Here is a 16,638-nt window from a genome sequence, read left to right on the forward strand (position 1 = left end):
GATGCAGTGGCTCTATGTGTTGCGCGGCACGCTGGTGGCTTACCTCTTTGGCATTTTGCTCGTCGCCATCCCGATGCTGATTGAGGGTGGTCAAGCACCCGGGGCGATATGGCTCGTGGCTTTCTTTGGCCTCTTTGCGCTGATCCCGCTTCAGATTGTTGTCTTTGTGGTTTGGGGAATTTTGGCGAAGAAACAGGCACTTGTGACGTTTCGCCAAGCGATGGGCGTTTGCGCGGGGATCTTCTTTGGCCTGACGTTCCTGAGCACCTTGGCGGATGGAGAGCTCCTCGTCGGTCTGGTGATGGCCGTCGCAAGCCCGATTGTGGGGGCGATTTTTGGCGGCGTGTTCTGGGTCGGCGCGTTCGGGTTTCGCAAAGAGATGCAGATGGGCAAAGAAATGCAAACTCGTAGACGGACGCCAGAGGGCCTGCGCTGATGCTTATCGCGGTGAACAAGCCGATGAACATGCTGTCGCAATTCACGTCCGAAGGCGGCTGGCCCGCGCTGGACGCGCTTGGATTGCCCAAGGGTGTTTATGCCGCTGGACGGTTGGACCGCGATAGCGAAGGGCTGCTTCTGCTGACGGACGACGGCGGGCTACAAGCGCGGATATCTTCGCCCAAGTACAAGTCACCCAAGGTCTATTTTGCTTTGGTGGAGGGGGTGCCCGATGACGCTGCCTTGGCCAAACTGCGCACGGGCGTCGTGTTGAAAGACGGCAAGACCGCGCCCTGCGAGGCCGAAGCCGTGGGCACGCCCGATTGGATCTGGGACCGTGACCCCCCGGTGCGCATCCGCAAGAGCATTACCGATACATGGGTGCGGTTAACTCTGACGGAGGGTAAAAACCGCCAAGTGCGCCGCATGTGCGCGGGCGTAGGATTCCCGGTGATCCGGCTGGTGCGGTTTTCTATCGGGCCCCACGATATCAGAGGGTTAGCGCCCGGAGAATGGCGAGAGCTTTAGTCTAGGCGCTACAGGTGATCTCGATCCAGCCGGGCAGAAGGCCACGGGGTGGCGTCACCTCGACCGATAGCCGGGACATGTTGATCGTTTCGCACCGCATGGCGGCGGAATAGTCGATGGCAAAGCGGTCCAATTCGCTGACCGGAGGCCAGTAGGGGGCGACAAACCCAAGGTCGCCGCCGCCCATATAGGCCGGAACTACGAAGGGGCCGACCGGGTCGGCCCGGGTGGCGATCAAAACCACCATCGTCATAAGGCTGCCGAGGGCCATAAGGCCCAGGGCTTTAAGCAGTCTCACGCCAGCATTACCATTGGGTTTTCAAGGTTGTCCTTGATCGCGGCCAGAAGCTCGGCCCCCAAAGCGCCGTCAATCACACGGTGATCGACAGAGAGCGTGGTGGACATGACGGTGGCCACTGTCAGCTCTCCGTCCGCGCCGACGACGGGTTTTTTGACGCCCGCACCAACCGCCAGGATCGCGCCATGGGGCGGGTTGATGACGGCGTCAAAGTTCTCGATCCCCATCATCCCGAGGTTCGAGATCGCGAAGGAACCGCCTACATATTCGTGGGGCTGCAATTTGCCATCGCGGGCTCGGCCTGCGAGGTCCTTCATTTCGGCAGACAGAGCCGAAAGGGACTTCGTATCGCTGTCCTGCAAGACCGGGGTGAACAGACCACCCTCGACGGCCACCGCAACGGCCACATCGGAGGGCTTCAGCTTGATCATCCGGTCGCCGGCCCAAACGGCGTTGGCGTCGGGCACCTGTTGCAGGGCAAGGGCGCAGGCCTTGATGACGAAGTCGTTGACCGACAGTTTCACGCCCCGGCTTTCCAGCTGTTTGTTGAGCTGAGAGCGGAACTTGAGCAACGCATCCAGCTGGATATCGCGGCGCAGATAGAAGTGTGGGATCGTTTGCTTGGCCTCGGTGAGGCGGGCGGCGACAGTCTTGCGCATGCCGTTGAGCTTGACCTCTTCGAACTCGCGGCCCTCGTACATCTTGAGGACTTGTTCGGCGCTTGGCCCCGTGGGCATGGACCCACCCGCGGCGGCAGCTTTGGGCGCTTCGGCGGGGGCAGAAGCGGCTTTGGGGGCGGCAGATGCGCCTTCCACATCGGCTTTCACGATGCGGCCATGGGGGCCGGAGCCGGTGATTGAGGCAAGGTCAACGCCCTTATCCGCCGCGATGCGCCGCGCGAGGGGGGAGGCGAAGATGCGTTCGCCGCTGGCCGTTGCGGGGGCTGCGGGGGCAGGGGTGGCCGCTGTCGCGGCGGGCTTGGCGTCCGCCTGCTCGGCCTCTCCCGAGGCCTCCACGGCGCTGGAACCTGCGGCGGGCGCTGTTGGCGCGGCAGAGAAGTCTTCGCCCTCTTCGCCGATCAGGGCGATGGCGGTGTTGACCTTCACGCCTTCGGTGCCTTCGGCAACAAGGATCTTGCCGATGATGCCTTCATCTACGGCTTCGAATTCCATCGTGGCTTTGTCGGTCTCAATCTCGGCCAACAGGTCACCGGACTGGACGGTGTCGCCTTCCTTGACGAGCCATTTGGCAAGGGTGCCTTCCTCCATCGTGGGGGAGAGGGCGGGCATGAGAAGTTCAATAGGCATGGGTTTCTCCCTTGGAGGGGGTGTCGCTTATTCGAGCGTGATGTGAGTGAAGGGCGCCCGCGGGGTGGCGCCTTTCTTGAGGGCTTTGATGGCGTCCGTCAGGTCGTGCTGCTGCGTGGCGATCCATTCGTAGGCCTGATCGTGGCTGACAGCTTTGTCGGTGCCATATTGCTGAGACAGCAAAGCGTCCGGGACCAGAGCCACTACCGCATCCCCGCCCAGATCGACGGAGACACGGTAGGCATCAGCAGAAGCATTTTTACCAAGGACTTGCATCAGCGGTAGGTCACCTGTTTGCACGCGGCCACGACCTCATCAGTGGTGATCAGCGCGTGGCGTTCAAGGTTCGCCGCATAGGGCATGGGCACGTCCTTGCCGGTGCAGTTGATGACCGGCGCATCGAGGTAATCGAAGGCGTTTTCCATCAAATAGGCGCTGAGGTGGTTGCCGATGGAGGCGACGGGGAAGCCTTCCTCTACGGTGACGCAGCGGTTGGTTTTCATCACCGAGGCCAGCAAGGTGTCATAGTCCAGCGGACGCAGGGTGCGCAGGTCGATGACTTCGGCCGAGATGCCTTCTTCGGCCAGTTTTTCGGCCGCTTCCAGCGCGTAGGTCATGCCGATGCCGAAGGACACGATGGTCAGGTCCGTGCCTTCGCGCCAGATCTTGGCCTTGCCGAAGGGAATGGTGAAATCATCCATGTCCGGCACCTCGAACGAGCGGCCATAGAGGATCTCGTTCTCGAGGAAAATCACCGGGTTGGGGTCGCGGATGGCGGTTTTCAGCAGGCCTTTGGCGTCGGCTGCCGAGTAGGGCATCACGACCTTGAGGCCGGGCACCTGGGCGTACCATGCGGCGTAATCGTGGGAGTGCTGCGCGCCCACACGGGCAGCGGCACCGTTGGCACCCCGGAACACCATGGGCGCGCCCATCTGGCCGCCGGACATATAGAGCGTCTTGGCGGCGGAGTTGATGATATGGTCAATCGCCTGCATGGCGAAGTTGAAGGTCATGAACTCCACAATCGGCTTGAGACCGCCAAAGGAGGCACCGACACCGATACCGGCGAAACCGTGCTCGGTGATCGGCGTGTCGATGACGCGCTTGGCGCCGAATTCGTCCAACATGCCCTGGGTGATTTTATAGGCCCCGTTGTATTCTGCGACTTCCTCACCCATCACGAAAACGCTTTCGTCGGCGCGCATTTCCTCCGACATCGCATCGCGGAGCGCTTCGCGCACCGTTTGCGTTTTCATCGCCGTGCCTTCGGGCCAGTCGGGCGAGGTGTCTGTTTTCGGCGCGGCGGGAGCGGCAGCCGCGACGGGGGCCGCCTGCTCAGCCGCTGGCGCGGCTTCCTCGGCGCTTGACGCTGGTGCGGCAGAAGCAGAGGCGGCGGACATGTCCTCGCCTTCCTCACCGATGATGGCGATGGCGGTGTTCACTTTCACGCCTTCGGTGCCTTCCTCGATCAGGATCTTGCCGATCACGCCTTCATCGACGGCCTCGAACTCCATCGTGGCCTTGTCGGTTTCGATCTCGGCCAGAATATCGCCGGATTGGACGGTGTCGCCTTCCTTGACCATCCATTTGGCCAAGGTCCCTTCTTCCATCGTGGGGGAGAGGGCGGGCATCAGAATTTCTACAGCCATTTACACAGCCTCCCCTTGCGGTGCCTCTTCGGCGTAAATGTCGGTCCAAAGCTCCTCCAGCGCGGGCTCGGGCGAGGTTTTCGCGAACTCGGCGGAGTCGTTGACGATTTCCTTGATCTCTTTGTCGATGGCTTTCAGATCGTCTTCCGAGGCGTGACCGCCCGTCAGCAGCATCTGGCGCACGTGTTCGATCGCGTCGCGCTTCTCGCGCATTTCCTGCACTTCTTCGCGGGTCCGGTACTTGGCCGGATCAGACATGGAGTGGCCGCGATAGCGGTAGGTCTTGATTTCCAGAATGTAGGGACCTTTGCCCGCCCGGCAGTGGGCCACGGCCTTTTCGCCGGCGGCCTTAACGGCCAGAACGTCCATACCGTCCACCTCTTCGCCGGGGATGCCGTAGGCGACGCCCCGTTCCCAGTAGGACGGGGACTTGGTGGAGCGTTGGGTAGAGGTACCCATGGCGTACTGATTGTTTTCAATGACAAAAATGCAAGGCAGCTTCCACAGTTCGGCCATATTGTATGTCTCGTAGACTTGGCCCTGGTTGGCTGCGCCGTCGCCAAAGTAGGTGAAGGTCACGCGGTCGTTGCCGAGGTATTTATCGGCGAAGGCAAGGCCCGCGCCGATCGGCACCTGTGCCGCGACGATGCCGTGGCCGCCATAGAAATGCTTCTCCTTGGAGAACATGTGCATGGAGCCGCCCTTGCCCTTCGAATAACCGCCCTCGCGGCCCGTGAGCTCGGCCATGACGCCCTTGGGGTCCATGCCACAGGCCAGCATATGGCCGTGATCGCGGTAGGAGGTGATGCGCTTGTCGCCTTCCTCGGCCGCGGCTTCGAGGCCCACAACGACCGCTTCCTGCCCGATATAAAGGTGACAGAAGCCCCCAATCAGGCCCATGCCGTAAAGTTGGCCCGCCTTTTCTTCAAAGCGGCGGATCAAGAGCATCTCACGATAGTATTTCTTGAGATCCTCGGCAGAGACATTGGCCTTTGAGCCTGTCTTTTCGGTCGTCTTGCGTGCAGCCATCGCGTGCCACTCCTCTTCGAGCCGGGAATAGTTTAACGTTGAACCAATTGTTATCAGAGGTTTTGCCGGGAGTCTTCCGGTAATGCTGACGCAGGGGCACAGACCTGCCATGTGTGCAGGGAATGCCTTTGGTTGCAGAAGGTTAGGTGCCGAGTTCGTGAGGAATAAATCGCTCGGGTCGCGCGTGTCGGCCCAAGCAGCGACACAACCGGCTTAAGGAAGGATCACCTCGTCCGGGCGCACATAGCCCAACACGCTGCGGGCGCGTTCATCCAGTAGGTCAATATCCAGATAATCGTCCGAAAGGCGATGGGTCAGGATTTCCATCCGTTGGGTCTGCATCTGCAAGGCGGCGAGCTCTTCAGTCAAACGATCCCGCTCTGCCTCGACCTGAATGCGTTGAAACAGACCGTTGTTCCCCTGCACCGCGGTGAAGGTGAAGTAAAATCCCACAAGGAACAGGATTCCCGGCACGATGGCTCGGGTCAGGGAAAGGGTCCGCAACATGGTTCTGCCTCTTGGCTATCACAAGCCATTCAATGCGGGCCTCTAACGGGTCCGTCCCAGACAGATTCGCATAATTCAAAGGCTTTGTGAATCCCCCACATGTTGTGGGGGCGAAAGAACCGTGGCCTAGGTGATCGAGGCCGCGTGGATCGAGCCGATCGCGGCTTCCAGCTTGGCGTTGAAAGCGGCTTGGTCCTGCTGCGCGGAAAGCCCCTCGGTCAGGGCGCGGCTGAAGCTGGCGATCATGCCGTGATTGGCGGACAATTTGCCGTTGGCCTCATCGCGGGCGTAGCCGCCCGAAAGCGCCACGACCCGCATCACCTTGGGGTGGGCAATCAGCGGGGCGTAGAAGTCGGCCTCCTCGGGGAGGGTCAGTTTCAGCATGATCTGCTGATCGCCAGACATTGCGTCCAGTTCGGCCAGGATCGCGTCGCGCAACACCGCCTCCGCCTCGGCCTTGGCGGGGGCGGTGATAGAAACTTCAGGCTCCAGAATGGGCACCATGCCGTGGTTCAACACCTGCGCACCAACCTTGAATTGCTGCGCCACATTGGCGGCGATGCCTTGGGCGTTGGGCTCGGCAATTACCGACCGCGCCTTGGTGCCGAAGATGCCTTTTGCGGCAGCGCGTTCCAGCGTGGCGTCCAGATCGGGCATGGGTTTAAGCATCTGCACGCCGTCGCCTGCGGCCTCCAACCCCTTGTCGATTTTCAGGAATGGCACCACTTGCCGTTGCGACCACAGGTATTCCGCGGCGGGGGTGCCTTCAATCTCGCGGTCCATCGTCATCTCGAACAGGATCGCGCCGATGACCTTTTTGCCGGTGAAGGCGGGGGCGGTGGCGATGCGGGCACGCATGGCGTGGATCAGGTCGAACATCTCGGCGTCCGAGCCATAGGCGGTTTCATCGACGCCGTATTGCTTTAGCGCTTTGGGCGTCGAGCCGCCAGATTGGTCCAGCGCGGCGATAAAGCCCGCGCCGTTTTGCATTTGTGCGATCTGCTCGACGTTGCCCATGGGATGCTCCTTCGGTTCCGTTAAGAGCGGTCTAAGGGGCAGGGACGAAGGCGTCCATCATGGTTGCGCTACCATTGGCAAAGCCTAGGTTTTTGCGGCTTCCAATGCGGCAACGCCGGGCAGGGTCTTACCCTCCATCCACTCCAGAAACGCGCCGCCGGCGGTGGAGATGTAGGAGAAATCATCCGCCACGCCCGCCTTGTTCAAGGCCGCGACCGTGTCGCCGCCCCCGGCAACCGACGTCAAGCGCCCATCACGAGTCAGTTCTGCCGCCGCGCGGGCAGCGGCGTTGGTGGCGGTGTCGAAGGGCTCGATCTCGAACGCGCCCAAGGGACCGTTCCAGACGAGAGTCTTGAGGGTCGCGAATTCCGAAACGATGCCCGTGACCGCGTCGGCGCCGGCATCCAGCACCATTTGATCCGCGGCCAACTCGGTGGTCTCGTCCAGGAAGACATTGTCATAGGCCGCGCCCGCCTTGAATTCTCGCGCCACAAGGCCGTCCGTGGGCAAGATGATCCGGCAGCCCGTGCTCTTGGCCTTGGCCATGATGTCCCGCGCGGTGTCGAGCAGCTCAGCCTCCACCAAAGAGGCCCCCAGTTGCGCACCCCGCGCCATCAGGAAGGTGTTGGCCATGCCGCCCCCGATAAACAGAACGTCCAGCTTCTCCACCAGATTATAGAGCAGATCCAATTTGCTAGAGACCTTTGCGCCGCCAACAACAGCACCCACAGGGCGCTGGGGTGTGCCAAGCGCGCGGTCCAGTGCATTCAACTCTTCCGCCATCAGGCGCCCGGCACAAGCGGGCAGCAACCGGGCCACCCCCTCGGTGGACGCATGGGCCCGATGCGCCGCCGAGAACGCGTCGTTGCAATAAACATCGCCCAAAGAGGCAAGGAAGCCCGCCATCTTCGGGTCGTTCGCCTCTTCCATGGCCGCAAAGCGTGTGTTTTCGATCAAGGTCACGGTGCCCTGGGGCAGCGCATCAAGGCTCTCGCGATCGGGGCGTTCGACAAAGTTCACCGGCTGGCCAAGGGCCCTTTCCAGCGCGGGCACCGTCACCCGAAGGCTCATCTCGGGCACGTATTCGCCTTTGGGACGGCCGAAGTGCGCCAGCATCACTGGGCGACCGCCTTTGGCGAGGATATCTTTGATCGTCGGCACGATGCGCGTGATGCGGGTGGCGTCCGTCACCTTCCCGTCCTCCACGGGCACATTGATGTCCACGCGGGTCAGCACAAGTTTGCCTGACAGGTCCATGTCGTTGAGGGTGTTAAAGCGCATGGTTTCCTCCTGCGGTGCCAGTCATTCTATGTCTCGCATGAGGCGAGGGCGCACCGAAAGAGTTTAGATGCCTCCGGCGGCGATATTTTTGAAAAGATGAAGAGGGGCGGCGCGCGTGCGGCTCTCGCCCCTCTTCACCTTTTTCCAAATATCGAATCCGACGCCGCGGCAATCGGTGGCGTCGGATACTTGTGCGCGGTCAGAGAAACTTTCCCATGGCGACCGCGGTATCGCTCATGCGGTTCGAGAAGCCCCATTCGTTGTCGTACCATGTCAGGATACGGCACATTGTGCCTTCCATGACTTTGGTCTGATCGGTGGCAAAAATCGATGAATGGGGATCGTGGTTGAAGTCCATCGACACCAGTTTTTCGTCTGTGACGCCCAAGATGCCTTTCAGCGGGCCATTGGCGGCTTTGGCGATGGCGGCGTTGATTTCCTCGACCGAGGTTTCACGGGCGGCCTCAAATGTCAGGTCAACGACCGACACGTTGGGCGTAGGGACACGGATCGCTACGCCGTCAAGTTTACCCGCCAGTTCCGGCAGCACGAGGCCCACAGCCTTGGCGGCACCGGTAGAGGTTGGAATCATCGACAAGGCCGCGGCGCGGGCGCGGTAGAGGTCGGTGTGCATGGTGTCCAGTGTCGGCTGGTCGCCGGTGTAGGAATGGATCGTCGTCATGAAGCCTTTGACGATTCCGATTTCCGAGTGCAGCACATGGGCAACCGGAGACAGGCAGTTTGTCGTGCAAGAGGCATTCGACACTACGATATCATCGGCGGTCAACTGGTCGTCGTTCACGCCAAATACGATCGTCTTGTCGGCGTTTTTGCCGGGCGCAGAGATCAGGACCCGCGAGGAGCCGTTCTCCAGATGCGCCTGGCAAGCCTCTTTCGAGGTGAAGATGCCGGTGCATTCCAGAACAACGTCCACGTCCGCCCAGGGAAGGTCGGCGGGGTTGCGGATGGCGGTGACAGCCATCGGGCCGCGACCGACGTCGATGGTTGTGTCGGTTGTGGTGACGGTCGCGGGGAAGCGCCCGTGGACTGAGTCGTAGCGCAGCAGGTGGGCGTTGGTCTCGACCGGCCCGAGATCGTTGATGGCCACAACTTCAATATCGGTGCGGCCCGATTCAATGATGGCGCGCAGCACGTTACGTCCGATGCGACCAAATCCGTTGATGGCGACTTTGACGGCCATGGGGAGACTCCTAATGGTATGTGCCGCGCGGGCGGCGGCGGGGGCTTTTCGCGCGATCCGAGAGCGCTGTTAGCGATAACATTTGCGTATTAGCGCGTGCGCAGCCGTTTGGGAAGGGGCGGAGTGTCCTACCGCCAGAAGGCCATCCACAAAAGAAGGCTCGCGAACTTGCGGCCCAGAAAGAGCGACAAGCTCCAGTCAAACATAACCGCATCTACCGCCAGAAAGGCGGCGATGACGATGATGATCCATATGGCGAGCGTATTGGTCATGGGCTTGGACCCTGCCACGGGGCGGAGGCGGGCGGAAGGCTATTTCTTCGCCCCCGCCTGGGGGTGCGCCATTGCGTCATGGGGGACAAGGTCCCAAGGCAGGCCCGCGTTGCGGTAAATCCGTCGTGCCTTGCGGGGATAGTCGCCCACGTCATGGGCCAGGCGTTGCCCGATCACGAGGATGCGCAGTTGCTCGATCCCGGTGTTCACAATGGTATGGGCGAGGCCCATCTTGCGGTAGCCGATGAAATCACCGGGGGCGATGGGGTGATCTTCTTCTCCGATCGTCGCGGTGCCGGTGCCTGACAGGATATAGACGGCCTCATCCTCATAGTGGTGGACGTGGTATTCGGTGGTCTCATCGCCGGGGGCGACCTCGATCAAGTGGATGCCGAGGCCCGTGAGACCGGTTTCATCGCCCAGAGATGTATTCACGCGCTTGGCGTCGGGGTTCAGAAAGTGGACCTTGGCCAACCCCTCCATCTCGGCAATGTCTGCGGCTTTGAGTAGGTATTTGTCGGTCATGGGGGGCCTCCTGCGGTCTGGTTACGGGCCAGAGTGGGGGAGGGTTGGGGATGGGTAAAGGGGCAATGGGAAGGGGTATGTCAGTTGAGCTGACATCACGGGCCACGACGCGCGCCCGCGCTCAAGCAGCGCGAGGCGCGGTAGCGCATGGAAAGAGCCCGCGCTCAAGTAGCGCGAAGCGCGGTAGCGCATGGATGGACCCCGCGCTCAAGTAGCGCGAAGCGCGATAGCGCATGGAAAGAGCCCGCGCTCAAGTAGCGCGAAGCGCGGTAGCGCATGGAAGGAGCCCGCGCGAAGCGCGGTAGCGCCAATGTTTAATGCGTCAGGCGGCCCATGGCGCTGGCGACGTCGGCCATGCGGGCAGAGAAGCCCCACTCGTTATCGTACCATGCCAACACGCGGACCGTGCGACCGCCGACGACCTTGGTCTGGTCGGGCGCGAAGATCGACGACGGCGTCGTGTGGTTGAAGTCGACCGATACCTTGGGGGCGGGATCATAGGACAGGACGGCGCCCATGTAGCCGTTGGCGGCCTCTGCCATGATTTCGTTAACGTCGTTAACCGTGACATCACGGGCGGCTTCAAAGGTCAGGTCTACGGCCGAGACATTTGGCGTGGGCACCCGCAGGGCGGTGCCGTCCAGTTTGCCTTCCATCTCGGGCAGAACTTCGGCCAGGGCCTTGGCGGCCCCGGTGGAGGTGGGGATCATCGCCATGGCGGCGGCGCGGGCGCGGTAGAGGTCATCGTGCCGGCGGTCCAGCGTCGGCTGATCGCCGGTGTAGGAATGGATCGTCGTCATGATGCCGCGCTCGATGCCGATGGCCTCGTTCAGCACCTTCACCAGCGGGGCGAGGCAGTTGGTGGTGCACGATCCATTGGAGATCATCCGCTCATCCGCCAGCATGTCGCGGTGGTTCACGCCGTAAACAACGGTGCGATCTACGTTTTTCGCGGGCGCCGAGATCAGCACCTTCTTCGCGCCGCGTTCCAGATGCACGCTGGATTTCCGGCCGTCGTTGAACTTGCCGGTGCATTCCAGAACCACATCGCAACCTTCCCAATCCAGCTCGGCCGGGTCGTAGGTCGAGAACATCTGCATCGGGCCACGCCCCAGATCCATCGTGTCGCCATCTACTCGAACCTCTCCGGGGAAGCGGCCATGGACGCTGTCGAAGCGGAGCAGGTGTGCCGAAGTCTCTACCGGACCGGTGGCGTTGATCTTGACCACCTGCACATCATTGCGCGCGCTCTCGGCGATATAGGCCAGTGTGGCGCGTCCAATGCGGCCAAAACCGTTGATGCCGAGGGTGATGGTCATGGTGCAGCTCCTATCATCTCATCGCTTGGGACTTGGTTAGGGCGCATTGCGCCGTCTGTGAACCCAAAAGAGATGCCATTTCGGGATGTTAGCGGAAACGGTGGCGCAAACATCGCGTGATTGCGCTAACAATTGTCGGGCGTTCTTCGGTGGACGTGGGCGGCCAGTGGCTTATGTTACGCGAAGAGTGCGAATTTTAAGGATGTACCATGAGCGGACTACTGGCCCTTCTGGATGACGTGGCAGCGATTGCCAAAGTGGCTGCGGCTTCGGTGGATGATGTGATTTCGCAGGCCGCCAAGGCGGGCGCGAAGGCGGCGGGGGCGGTGATTGATGACGCCGCCGTGACGCCCAAGTATGTCCACGGGTTTTCGGCCAAGCGAGAGCTTCCCATTGTGTGGAAGATCGCACGCGCCTCGGTCTTCAACAAGTTGGTGATCCTGTTGCCGGTGGCTTTGCTGTTGTCGGCTTTCGCGCCATGGATGATCCCGCCGCTTCTGATGTTGGGCGGGGCGTATTTGTGCTTTGAAGGGGCCGAGAAGATCCACCACTGGTTGTCGTCCCGCCATGACGATGTGGCCGAGGCTGCCGCCGTGAAGGCATCGGGCGTAGATACGGCGCATCTGGAAGAGCAGAAGGTGAAGGGCGCGATCAAGACCGATTTCATCTTGTCGGCCGAGATCATGACCATCGCTTTGGCGGCATTGGAGACCGATAACATCTGGTTCCAGGCCGGGGCCTTGGCGGTTGTGGCCATAGGGATCACATTGCTGGTTTACGGCGCGGTGGCGCTGATCGTGAAGGCCGATGATGTGGGGCTGCACATGGCCTCCAACGGGCGTCTTGGGGTGACCCAGAAGATCGGCGAAGCGATTGTGCGCGGGATGCCGGGCTTTCTAAAGGCGTTAACCGTTGTGGGCACGGCGGCGATGCTATGGGTCGGCGGGTCGATCATCGTGCATGGCCTGGCCGAAATGGGCTGGCACGGGCCGGAGCATTGGATTGAGGGCATTGCCCATTCCGTTGGCGGCGAGAACGGCGCCATCACCTGGATCGTGACCGCGGCGATTGATGGCATCTTGGGCGTGATCCTGGGGATGATCTTGATCCCCATCGTGACCCATGTGATTGGCCCAATCATGCGGGCCGTTGGGCTGGCCGGTGAGGCGAGCCACTAAATTCGGCCGTTTCTGCGCCCCCTTCGGCGTCACATAGGGCCGACACCGCTGTGCCGTGCGGGTTTTTCGCGCGGCGTTAACCATATCTTTATGATCGCATGTTAACCAATGCTCCGTGGTCAGGATGCAGCATCGCTTCTGACCCGTCTAAGAGGAACCCTCGGTGGTCTGGACCCCGCCGGGGGGGACCGCTGTTGTGTGGCTTCTATCTCATTCTGCGTTATGGCCGTTTCCGCGCCGCCGAACGCGGCCGCCAAGATCCCAAGAAAAAGCCCGCCAACGCGGAAGGCGCGGGCGGGCGATGTGTGCAGGTGGGCCGGTAGGCCCGAAACCAGAGCTTACAGCAGCTCTTTCACCTTGGCAGCGACGCCTTCGGCGGTGATGCCGAAGTGGGCGTACAAGTCTTCCGCCGGCGCGGAGGCCCCGAAGCCGGGCATTCCGACAAAACCGCCCTTGTCGCGCTTGCCACGCTCTCCAAACAACCAACGATCCCAACCGAAATCGACGGCGGCTTCCACGGCCACACGGACCGGGCCGCCCGGCAGTACGCGCTTGCGGTAGCTTTCTTCTTGCTGCTCGAACAGCTCCCAACAAGGCATGGACACCACGCGGGTGCCGATGCCTTCGGCTTGCAGCAGGTCCCGGGCCGCCATGGCGATGGCAACTTCCGAACCGGTGGCCATGAGGATCGCCTGGCGTTTGCCCTCGGCGTCGGCCAGAACGTAGGCGCCCTGAGCGGTGAGGTTCTTGGTCTTGTGCTCGGTCCGCACCGTCGGCAGACCTTGGCGAGACAGGGCCAGCGTGGAAGGGGTCTTGCTGGTGCTCAGCGCCAGTTCCCAAGCCTCGGCGGTTTCCACGGCGTCGGCAGGGCGGAAGACGTTCATGTTGGGCGTGGCGCGCAACATGGCGAGGTGCTCCACAGGCTGGTGCGTCGGGCCATCTTCGCCAACGCCGATGGAATCGTGGGTCATCACATAGACCGGCGCGATGCCCATCAGCGCGGACAGGCGCATAGAGGGGCGGGCGTAGTCGGTGAAGGTGAAGAAGGTGCCGCCGTAGGGCTTGATGCCGCCGTGCAGCACCATGCCGTTCATCGCCGCCGCCATGGCGTGTTCACGGATACCGTAGTGGACGTGACGGCCCTTGCGATTTTCGGGAGAGAAGATGCCAAGCCCGCCCGTATGGGTCAGGTTCGATCCGGTCAGATCGGCAGAACCGCCAAGGGTTTCTGGGACGATGGTGTTGATAACCTCAAGCGCCATTTGGCTGGCCTTGCGGGTCGCGACCTTGGGCTTCTCATCGGAGAGCTGCTTTTTGAACGCCTTGATCGTGGCCGACAGCTTTTTGGGCATTTCGCCGGCGAAGGCACGGGTGAACTCGGCCTGCTTTCCTGCGGAAAGGGCATTGAACCGCTCCTCCCACGCTGCGCTTTGCTCCTCGCCGCGGCGGCCTACGGCCTCCCACCATTGCTTCAGGTCGGCGGGGATTTCAAAGGGCGCATGGGGCCAGCCGTAGGCGGCCTTGGTGTCGGCAACCAACTGCGGGTCGGTCAAAGCGCCGTGGCCTTTGGCGGTGTCTTGCGCGCTGGAGCCGATGGCAATGTGGGTTTTGCACGCGATCATCGCGGGGCGGGGGGAGGCTTTGGCCTCGGTCAAGGCGCGGTCGATATCGGCGGGGTCATGGCCATCGCAGCTGAACACGTCCCACCCGGACGCGGCAAACCGCGCCTTCTGGTCGGTGCAGTCGGACATCGACACGTTGCCGTCGATGGTGATGCCGTTGTCATCCCACATGACGATCAGGCGCGACAGCTCCTGGCGACCGGCGAGCGCCAGCGCCTCTTGGCTAATGCCCTCCATCAAGCAGCCGTCGCCGGCGATGCAATAGGTGTAGTGGTCGATGATCTTCTTGCCCCAGGTGGCCCGCAGATGCTCTTCCGCCATGGCGAAACCCACGGCGTTGGCGATGCCTTGGCCAAGGGGGCCGGTTGTGGTCTCGACACCTTTCACGTGGCCGTATTCAGGGTGGCCTGCGGTGATCGCGCCCAACTGGCGGAAGTTCTTGATCTGCTCCAGCGTCATGTCCTTGTAGCCGGTCAGGTGCAGCAGCGAGTAGATCAGCATGGAGCCATGGCCCGCCGACAGGATAAAGCGGTCGCGGTTGGGCCAATCGGGGTTGGAAGCATCAAAGCTGAGGTGCTTGTCAAACAGCACCGTGGCCACGTCGGCCATGCCCATCGGCATGCCAGAGTGGCCGGAATTGGCGGCAGCCACGGCGTCCAGCGTCAGGGTGCGGATGCAGGCAGCGCGGGCCCAATGATCGGGGTTGGCGCTTGCAAGGGCTTTGATGTCCATGGAAGGATCCTTTGTGGCAGCAATGGCTTTGGTTGCAGGCGTGATATCAAAGGCCCGATGAAGTGCAAGCCGCACAAGGGCCTTTCGGGGCCTGAGAAGGGCCATTTCCGGCCTAAAACGGCGTTTGAGGTGTAGAAAACCTTGCAAAGTGATGCGGTTTGACCCCCAAATAGGGGTACGTTAGAGGCAGTATACACGACATCTGCGACGAAACGGGCGCAAAGCCTGCCGGAAGCGGATGTATAGAAATCTAAACACCGCGCCTATGCGGGATGACGAGGGGGCACCGGCTGTCATGAGCGACACCGCCGATATTGAACACCTGAAAGCGCTGGAACAGCGTCTGTCGCAGGCCTTGGACCGCATCGCGGCAGGGATTGCCGCAAGTAGGGATACGCAGGCCGAAGATGGCGCCGCTGAGGCCGCGATTGCGGCTGCTGCCGGGGCTGCGACCCAAGCCGCAGAGGCAGAGGCCGCGCGCCAGGATGCCGAGGCCCGCGCGACCGAGGCCGCGGACCGTGTCAGCGCGTTGGAGGCCCGCTTGGCCGAAACCCAGGACGCGTTGGCCGATGCGCAAAGCGATGTGACCTCGGCCCGCGCCGAGGCCGAGGCAGCTCGGGCTGAGGCTGAAACGGCCATTGCTCACGCAGCCCAAACGCCGGGCACCGATGCGGCGACGCTGGCGGCGATGGAAGAGAAACTGGCAGCGGCAGAGGCCTCTCGGGGGGCGGCGCAGTCTGAACTGGACGCCCGCAACGCAGAATTGGAGGCACGCAGCGCCGAGTTGGCCGAAAAAGACGCGGCGCTGGCCGAATTGCAGGCGGCCCTGGAGGCGGCGCAAGCGGCGCAACCGGAGGTGCGTGATGAAGCCGAAGCCGAGCCTGAGGATATGGAGAAAGCCCTTGCCGTATTGGGGCGTCGGGCGGAACGCGCCCGGGAAGAACGCGATGCGGCCCGCACTGCATGTGACGCGGCCACCGACGCGCTGGAAGAGCTGCAAGAGGCCACCGGGGCCAGTGTGGACGACCGCATTCTGGAACTGCGGCGGCAATTGCGCCTGATGCGCACACGGGCCGAGGATTTGGCGGCTCAGGTCTCTTTGCTGCAAAGCGGCGCCGATGTGGACAGCGCTACCCTCGATCAGGGGTTGCTGGCCGAGGTCGAGACCCTGCGCCAGTTGCGTGATACCGATGCGGCGGAATTGGACCGGATCGTACAAGAAATGCAGGCCGGGTTGGACCGTGCCGAAGGAGGCCAAGATGCCTGAGGTGGAAATCGAAATCGGGACGCGGGTGTTCAGCGTCGCCTGTCAGGATGGTGAAGAAAACTACCTGCGCTCGGCTGCGAAGATGCTGGATACGGAAGCCGCCGTCGTTCTGGGGCAAATCGGGCGGATGCCGCCTGACCGGATGCTGTTGATGGCGGGCTTGATGCTTGCCGATAAAACGGCGGCCATGGAGGATGACCTGCGCGAGATGCAGGACAAGATCGCCACCCAGGACCGGGCGCTGCGCTCGGCTGAGGAGCGTTTGGCGGACCGGGGGCGGAAGATCTCGGAACTGCAAGAAGCGGGCGCCAGCAGTGGCACGGCGGTGGCGATCCCCGAAGAGATCAGCGTAGGCTTTGCCGATCTGGCCGCACGGGCCGAAGCGATGGCAGAAGCAATGGAAGCCTCCGACAAAGTGTAAACCTTGCAGTCGGTTTTGGCACAGTCTCGCCCGGCCCAGAGATGGGG

The 16,638-nt window shown here is 62.1% G+C and carries 18 protein-coding genes; 5 read left to right on the plus strand and 13 right to left on the minus strand.

Annotation, left to right across the window (positions count from 1 at the left end; genetic code table 11):
* Window position 1 precedes the first annotated feature (1 nt).
* Entirely contained in the window at window positions 2-436 is a 435-nt protein-coding gene (locus tag AADW23_RS11305) for a hypothetical protein (protein ID WP_341861044.1), read from the plus strand.
* Window positions 436-966, plus strand: a complete 531-nt coding sequence (locus AADW23_RS11310) for a pseudouridine synthase (protein ID WP_341861045.1) — start codon at window positions 436-438, stop codon at window positions 964-966. The genes AADW23_RS11305 and AADW23_RS11310 overlap by 1 nt, the downstream gene beginning before the upstream one ends.
* Before the next feature lies 1 nt (window position 967).
* Here the strand turns inward: AADW23_RS11310 and AADW23_RS11315 are convergent, their stop codons facing one another.
* From AADW23_RS11315 to gap (AADW23_RS11370), 12 genes are all read right to left on the minus strand, one after another.
* Window positions 968-1,264, minus strand: coding sequence for a hypothetical protein (locus AADW23_RS11315; RefSeq protein ID WP_341861046.1), 297 nt, complete (start codon window positions 1,262-1,264; stop codon window positions 968-970).
* The gene (locus AADW23_RS11320; RefSeq protein WP_341861047.1) at window positions 1,261-2,571 is read right to left on the minus strand and encodes a pyruvate dehydrogenase complex dihydrolipoamide acetyltransferase; all 1,311 of its coding nucleotides are present in this window, start codon (window positions 2,569-2,571) and stop codon (window positions 1,261-1,263) included. The genes AADW23_RS11315 and AADW23_RS11320 overlap by 4 nt, the downstream gene beginning before the upstream one ends.
* Window positions 2,572-2,598: 27 nt before the next feature.
* The gene (locus tag AADW23_RS11325; RefSeq protein ID WP_341861048.1) at window positions 2,599-2,871 is read right to left on the minus strand and encodes a hypothetical protein; all 273 of its coding nucleotides are present in this window, start codon (window positions 2,869-2,871) and stop codon (window positions 2,599-2,601) included.
* Window positions 2,847-4,220: a pyruvate dehydrogenase complex E1 component subunit beta gene (locus AADW23_RS11330; RefSeq protein ID WP_341861049.1), complete on the minus strand. Its 1,374-nt coding sequence runs from the start codon at window positions 4,218-4,220 to the stop codon at window positions 2,847-2,849. Before AADW23_RS11330 ends, AADW23_RS11325 begins: the two co-directional genes overlap by 25 nt.
* Window positions 4,221-5,249 carry a pyruvate dehydrogenase (acetyl-transferring) E1 component subunit alpha gene (gene pdhA, locus AADW23_RS11335; protein ID WP_341861050.1) on the minus strand — a complete coding sequence of 343 codons (1,029 nt, stop codon included), beginning with the start codon at window positions 5,247-5,249 and terminating at the stop codon, window positions 4,221-4,223.
* Between the two features lie 213 nt (window positions 5,250-5,462).
* Window positions 5,463-5,756, minus strand: a complete 294-nt coding sequence (locus AADW23_RS11340) for a septum formation initiator family protein (protein ID WP_341861051.1) — start codon at window positions 5,754-5,756, stop codon at window positions 5,463-5,465.
* Window positions 5,757-5,882: 126 nt separating this feature from the next.
* Window positions 5,883-6,773, minus strand: a complete 891-nt coding sequence (locus AADW23_RS11345; RefSeq protein ID WP_341861052.1) for a fructose bisphosphate aldolase — start codon at window positions 6,771-6,773, stop codon at window positions 5,883-5,885.
* A gap of 84 nt (window positions 6,774-6,857) precedes the next feature.
* Complete coding sequence (locus tag AADW23_RS11350) at window positions 6,858-8,054, minus strand: phosphoglycerate kinase (protein WP_341861053.1); 1,197 nt, start codon at window positions 8,052-8,054, stop codon at window positions 6,858-6,860.
* Window positions 8,055-8,253: 199 nt separating this feature from the next.
* Window positions 8,254-9,255 (minus strand): type I glyceraldehyde-3-phosphate dehydrogenase, encoded by a 1,002-nt coding sequence (gene gap / locus AADW23_RS11355; RefSeq protein ID WP_341861054.1) that lies wholly within the window; start codon window positions 9,253-9,255, stop codon window positions 8,254-8,256.
* A 128-nt stretch (window positions 9,256-9,383) separates the two neighbouring features.
* A complete protein-coding gene (locus AADW23_RS11360; protein WP_341861055.1) occupies window positions 9,384-9,527 on the minus strand; it encodes a hypothetical protein in 144 nt (47 codons plus the stop codon).
* 39 nt (window positions 9,528-9,566) lie between these two features.
* Window positions 9,567-10,052, minus strand: a complete 486-nt coding sequence (locus AADW23_RS11365) for a cupin domain-containing protein (RefSeq protein WP_341861056.1) — start codon at window positions 10,050-10,052, stop codon at window positions 9,567-9,569.
* 314 nt (window positions 10,053-10,366) lie between these two features.
* On the minus strand, window positions 10,367-11,371 hold the full coding sequence (gene gap / locus AADW23_RS11370; RefSeq protein ID WP_341861057.1) for a type I glyceraldehyde-3-phosphate dehydrogenase: 1,005 nt from the start codon (window positions 11,369-11,371) through the stop codon (window positions 10,367-10,369).
* Between the two features lie 209 nt (window positions 11,372-11,580).
* Here gap (AADW23_RS11370) and AADW23_RS11375 point away from each other — a divergent pair, with 209 nt between their 5' ends.
* The gene (locus AADW23_RS11375) at window positions 11,581-12,549 is read left to right on the plus strand and encodes a DUF808 domain-containing protein (protein WP_341861058.1); all 969 of its coding nucleotides are present in this window, start codon (window positions 11,581-11,583) and stop codon (window positions 12,547-12,549) included.
* Between the two features lie 338 nt (window positions 12,550-12,887).
* On the opposite strand, the gene tkt is transcribed toward AADW23_RS11375, so the two are convergent.
* Entirely contained in the window at window positions 12,888-14,903 is a 2,016-nt protein-coding gene (gene tkt / locus AADW23_RS11380; RefSeq protein ID WP_341861059.1) for a transketolase, read from the minus strand.
* 295 nt (window positions 14,904-15,198) lie between these two features.
* On the opposite strand from tkt, the gene AADW23_RS11385 reads away from it, so the two are divergent.
* Entirely contained in the window at window positions 15,199-16,170 is a 972-nt protein-coding gene (locus tag AADW23_RS11385; RefSeq protein ID WP_341861060.1) for a hypothetical protein, read from the plus strand.
* Window positions 16,163-16,591, plus strand: a complete 429-nt coding sequence (locus tag AADW23_RS11390) for a cell division protein ZapA (protein ID WP_341861061.1) — start codon at window positions 16,163-16,165, stop codon at window positions 16,589-16,591. The genes AADW23_RS11385 and AADW23_RS11390 overlap by 8 nt, the downstream gene beginning before the upstream one ends.
* Window positions 16,592-16,638: the final 47 nt, after the last annotated feature.

The organism is Gymnodinialimonas sp. 57CJ19, assembly GCF_038396845.1.
Taxonomy (GTDB): Bacteria; Pseudomonadota; Alphaproteobacteria; order Rhodobacterales; family Rhodobacteraceae; genus Gymnodinialimonas.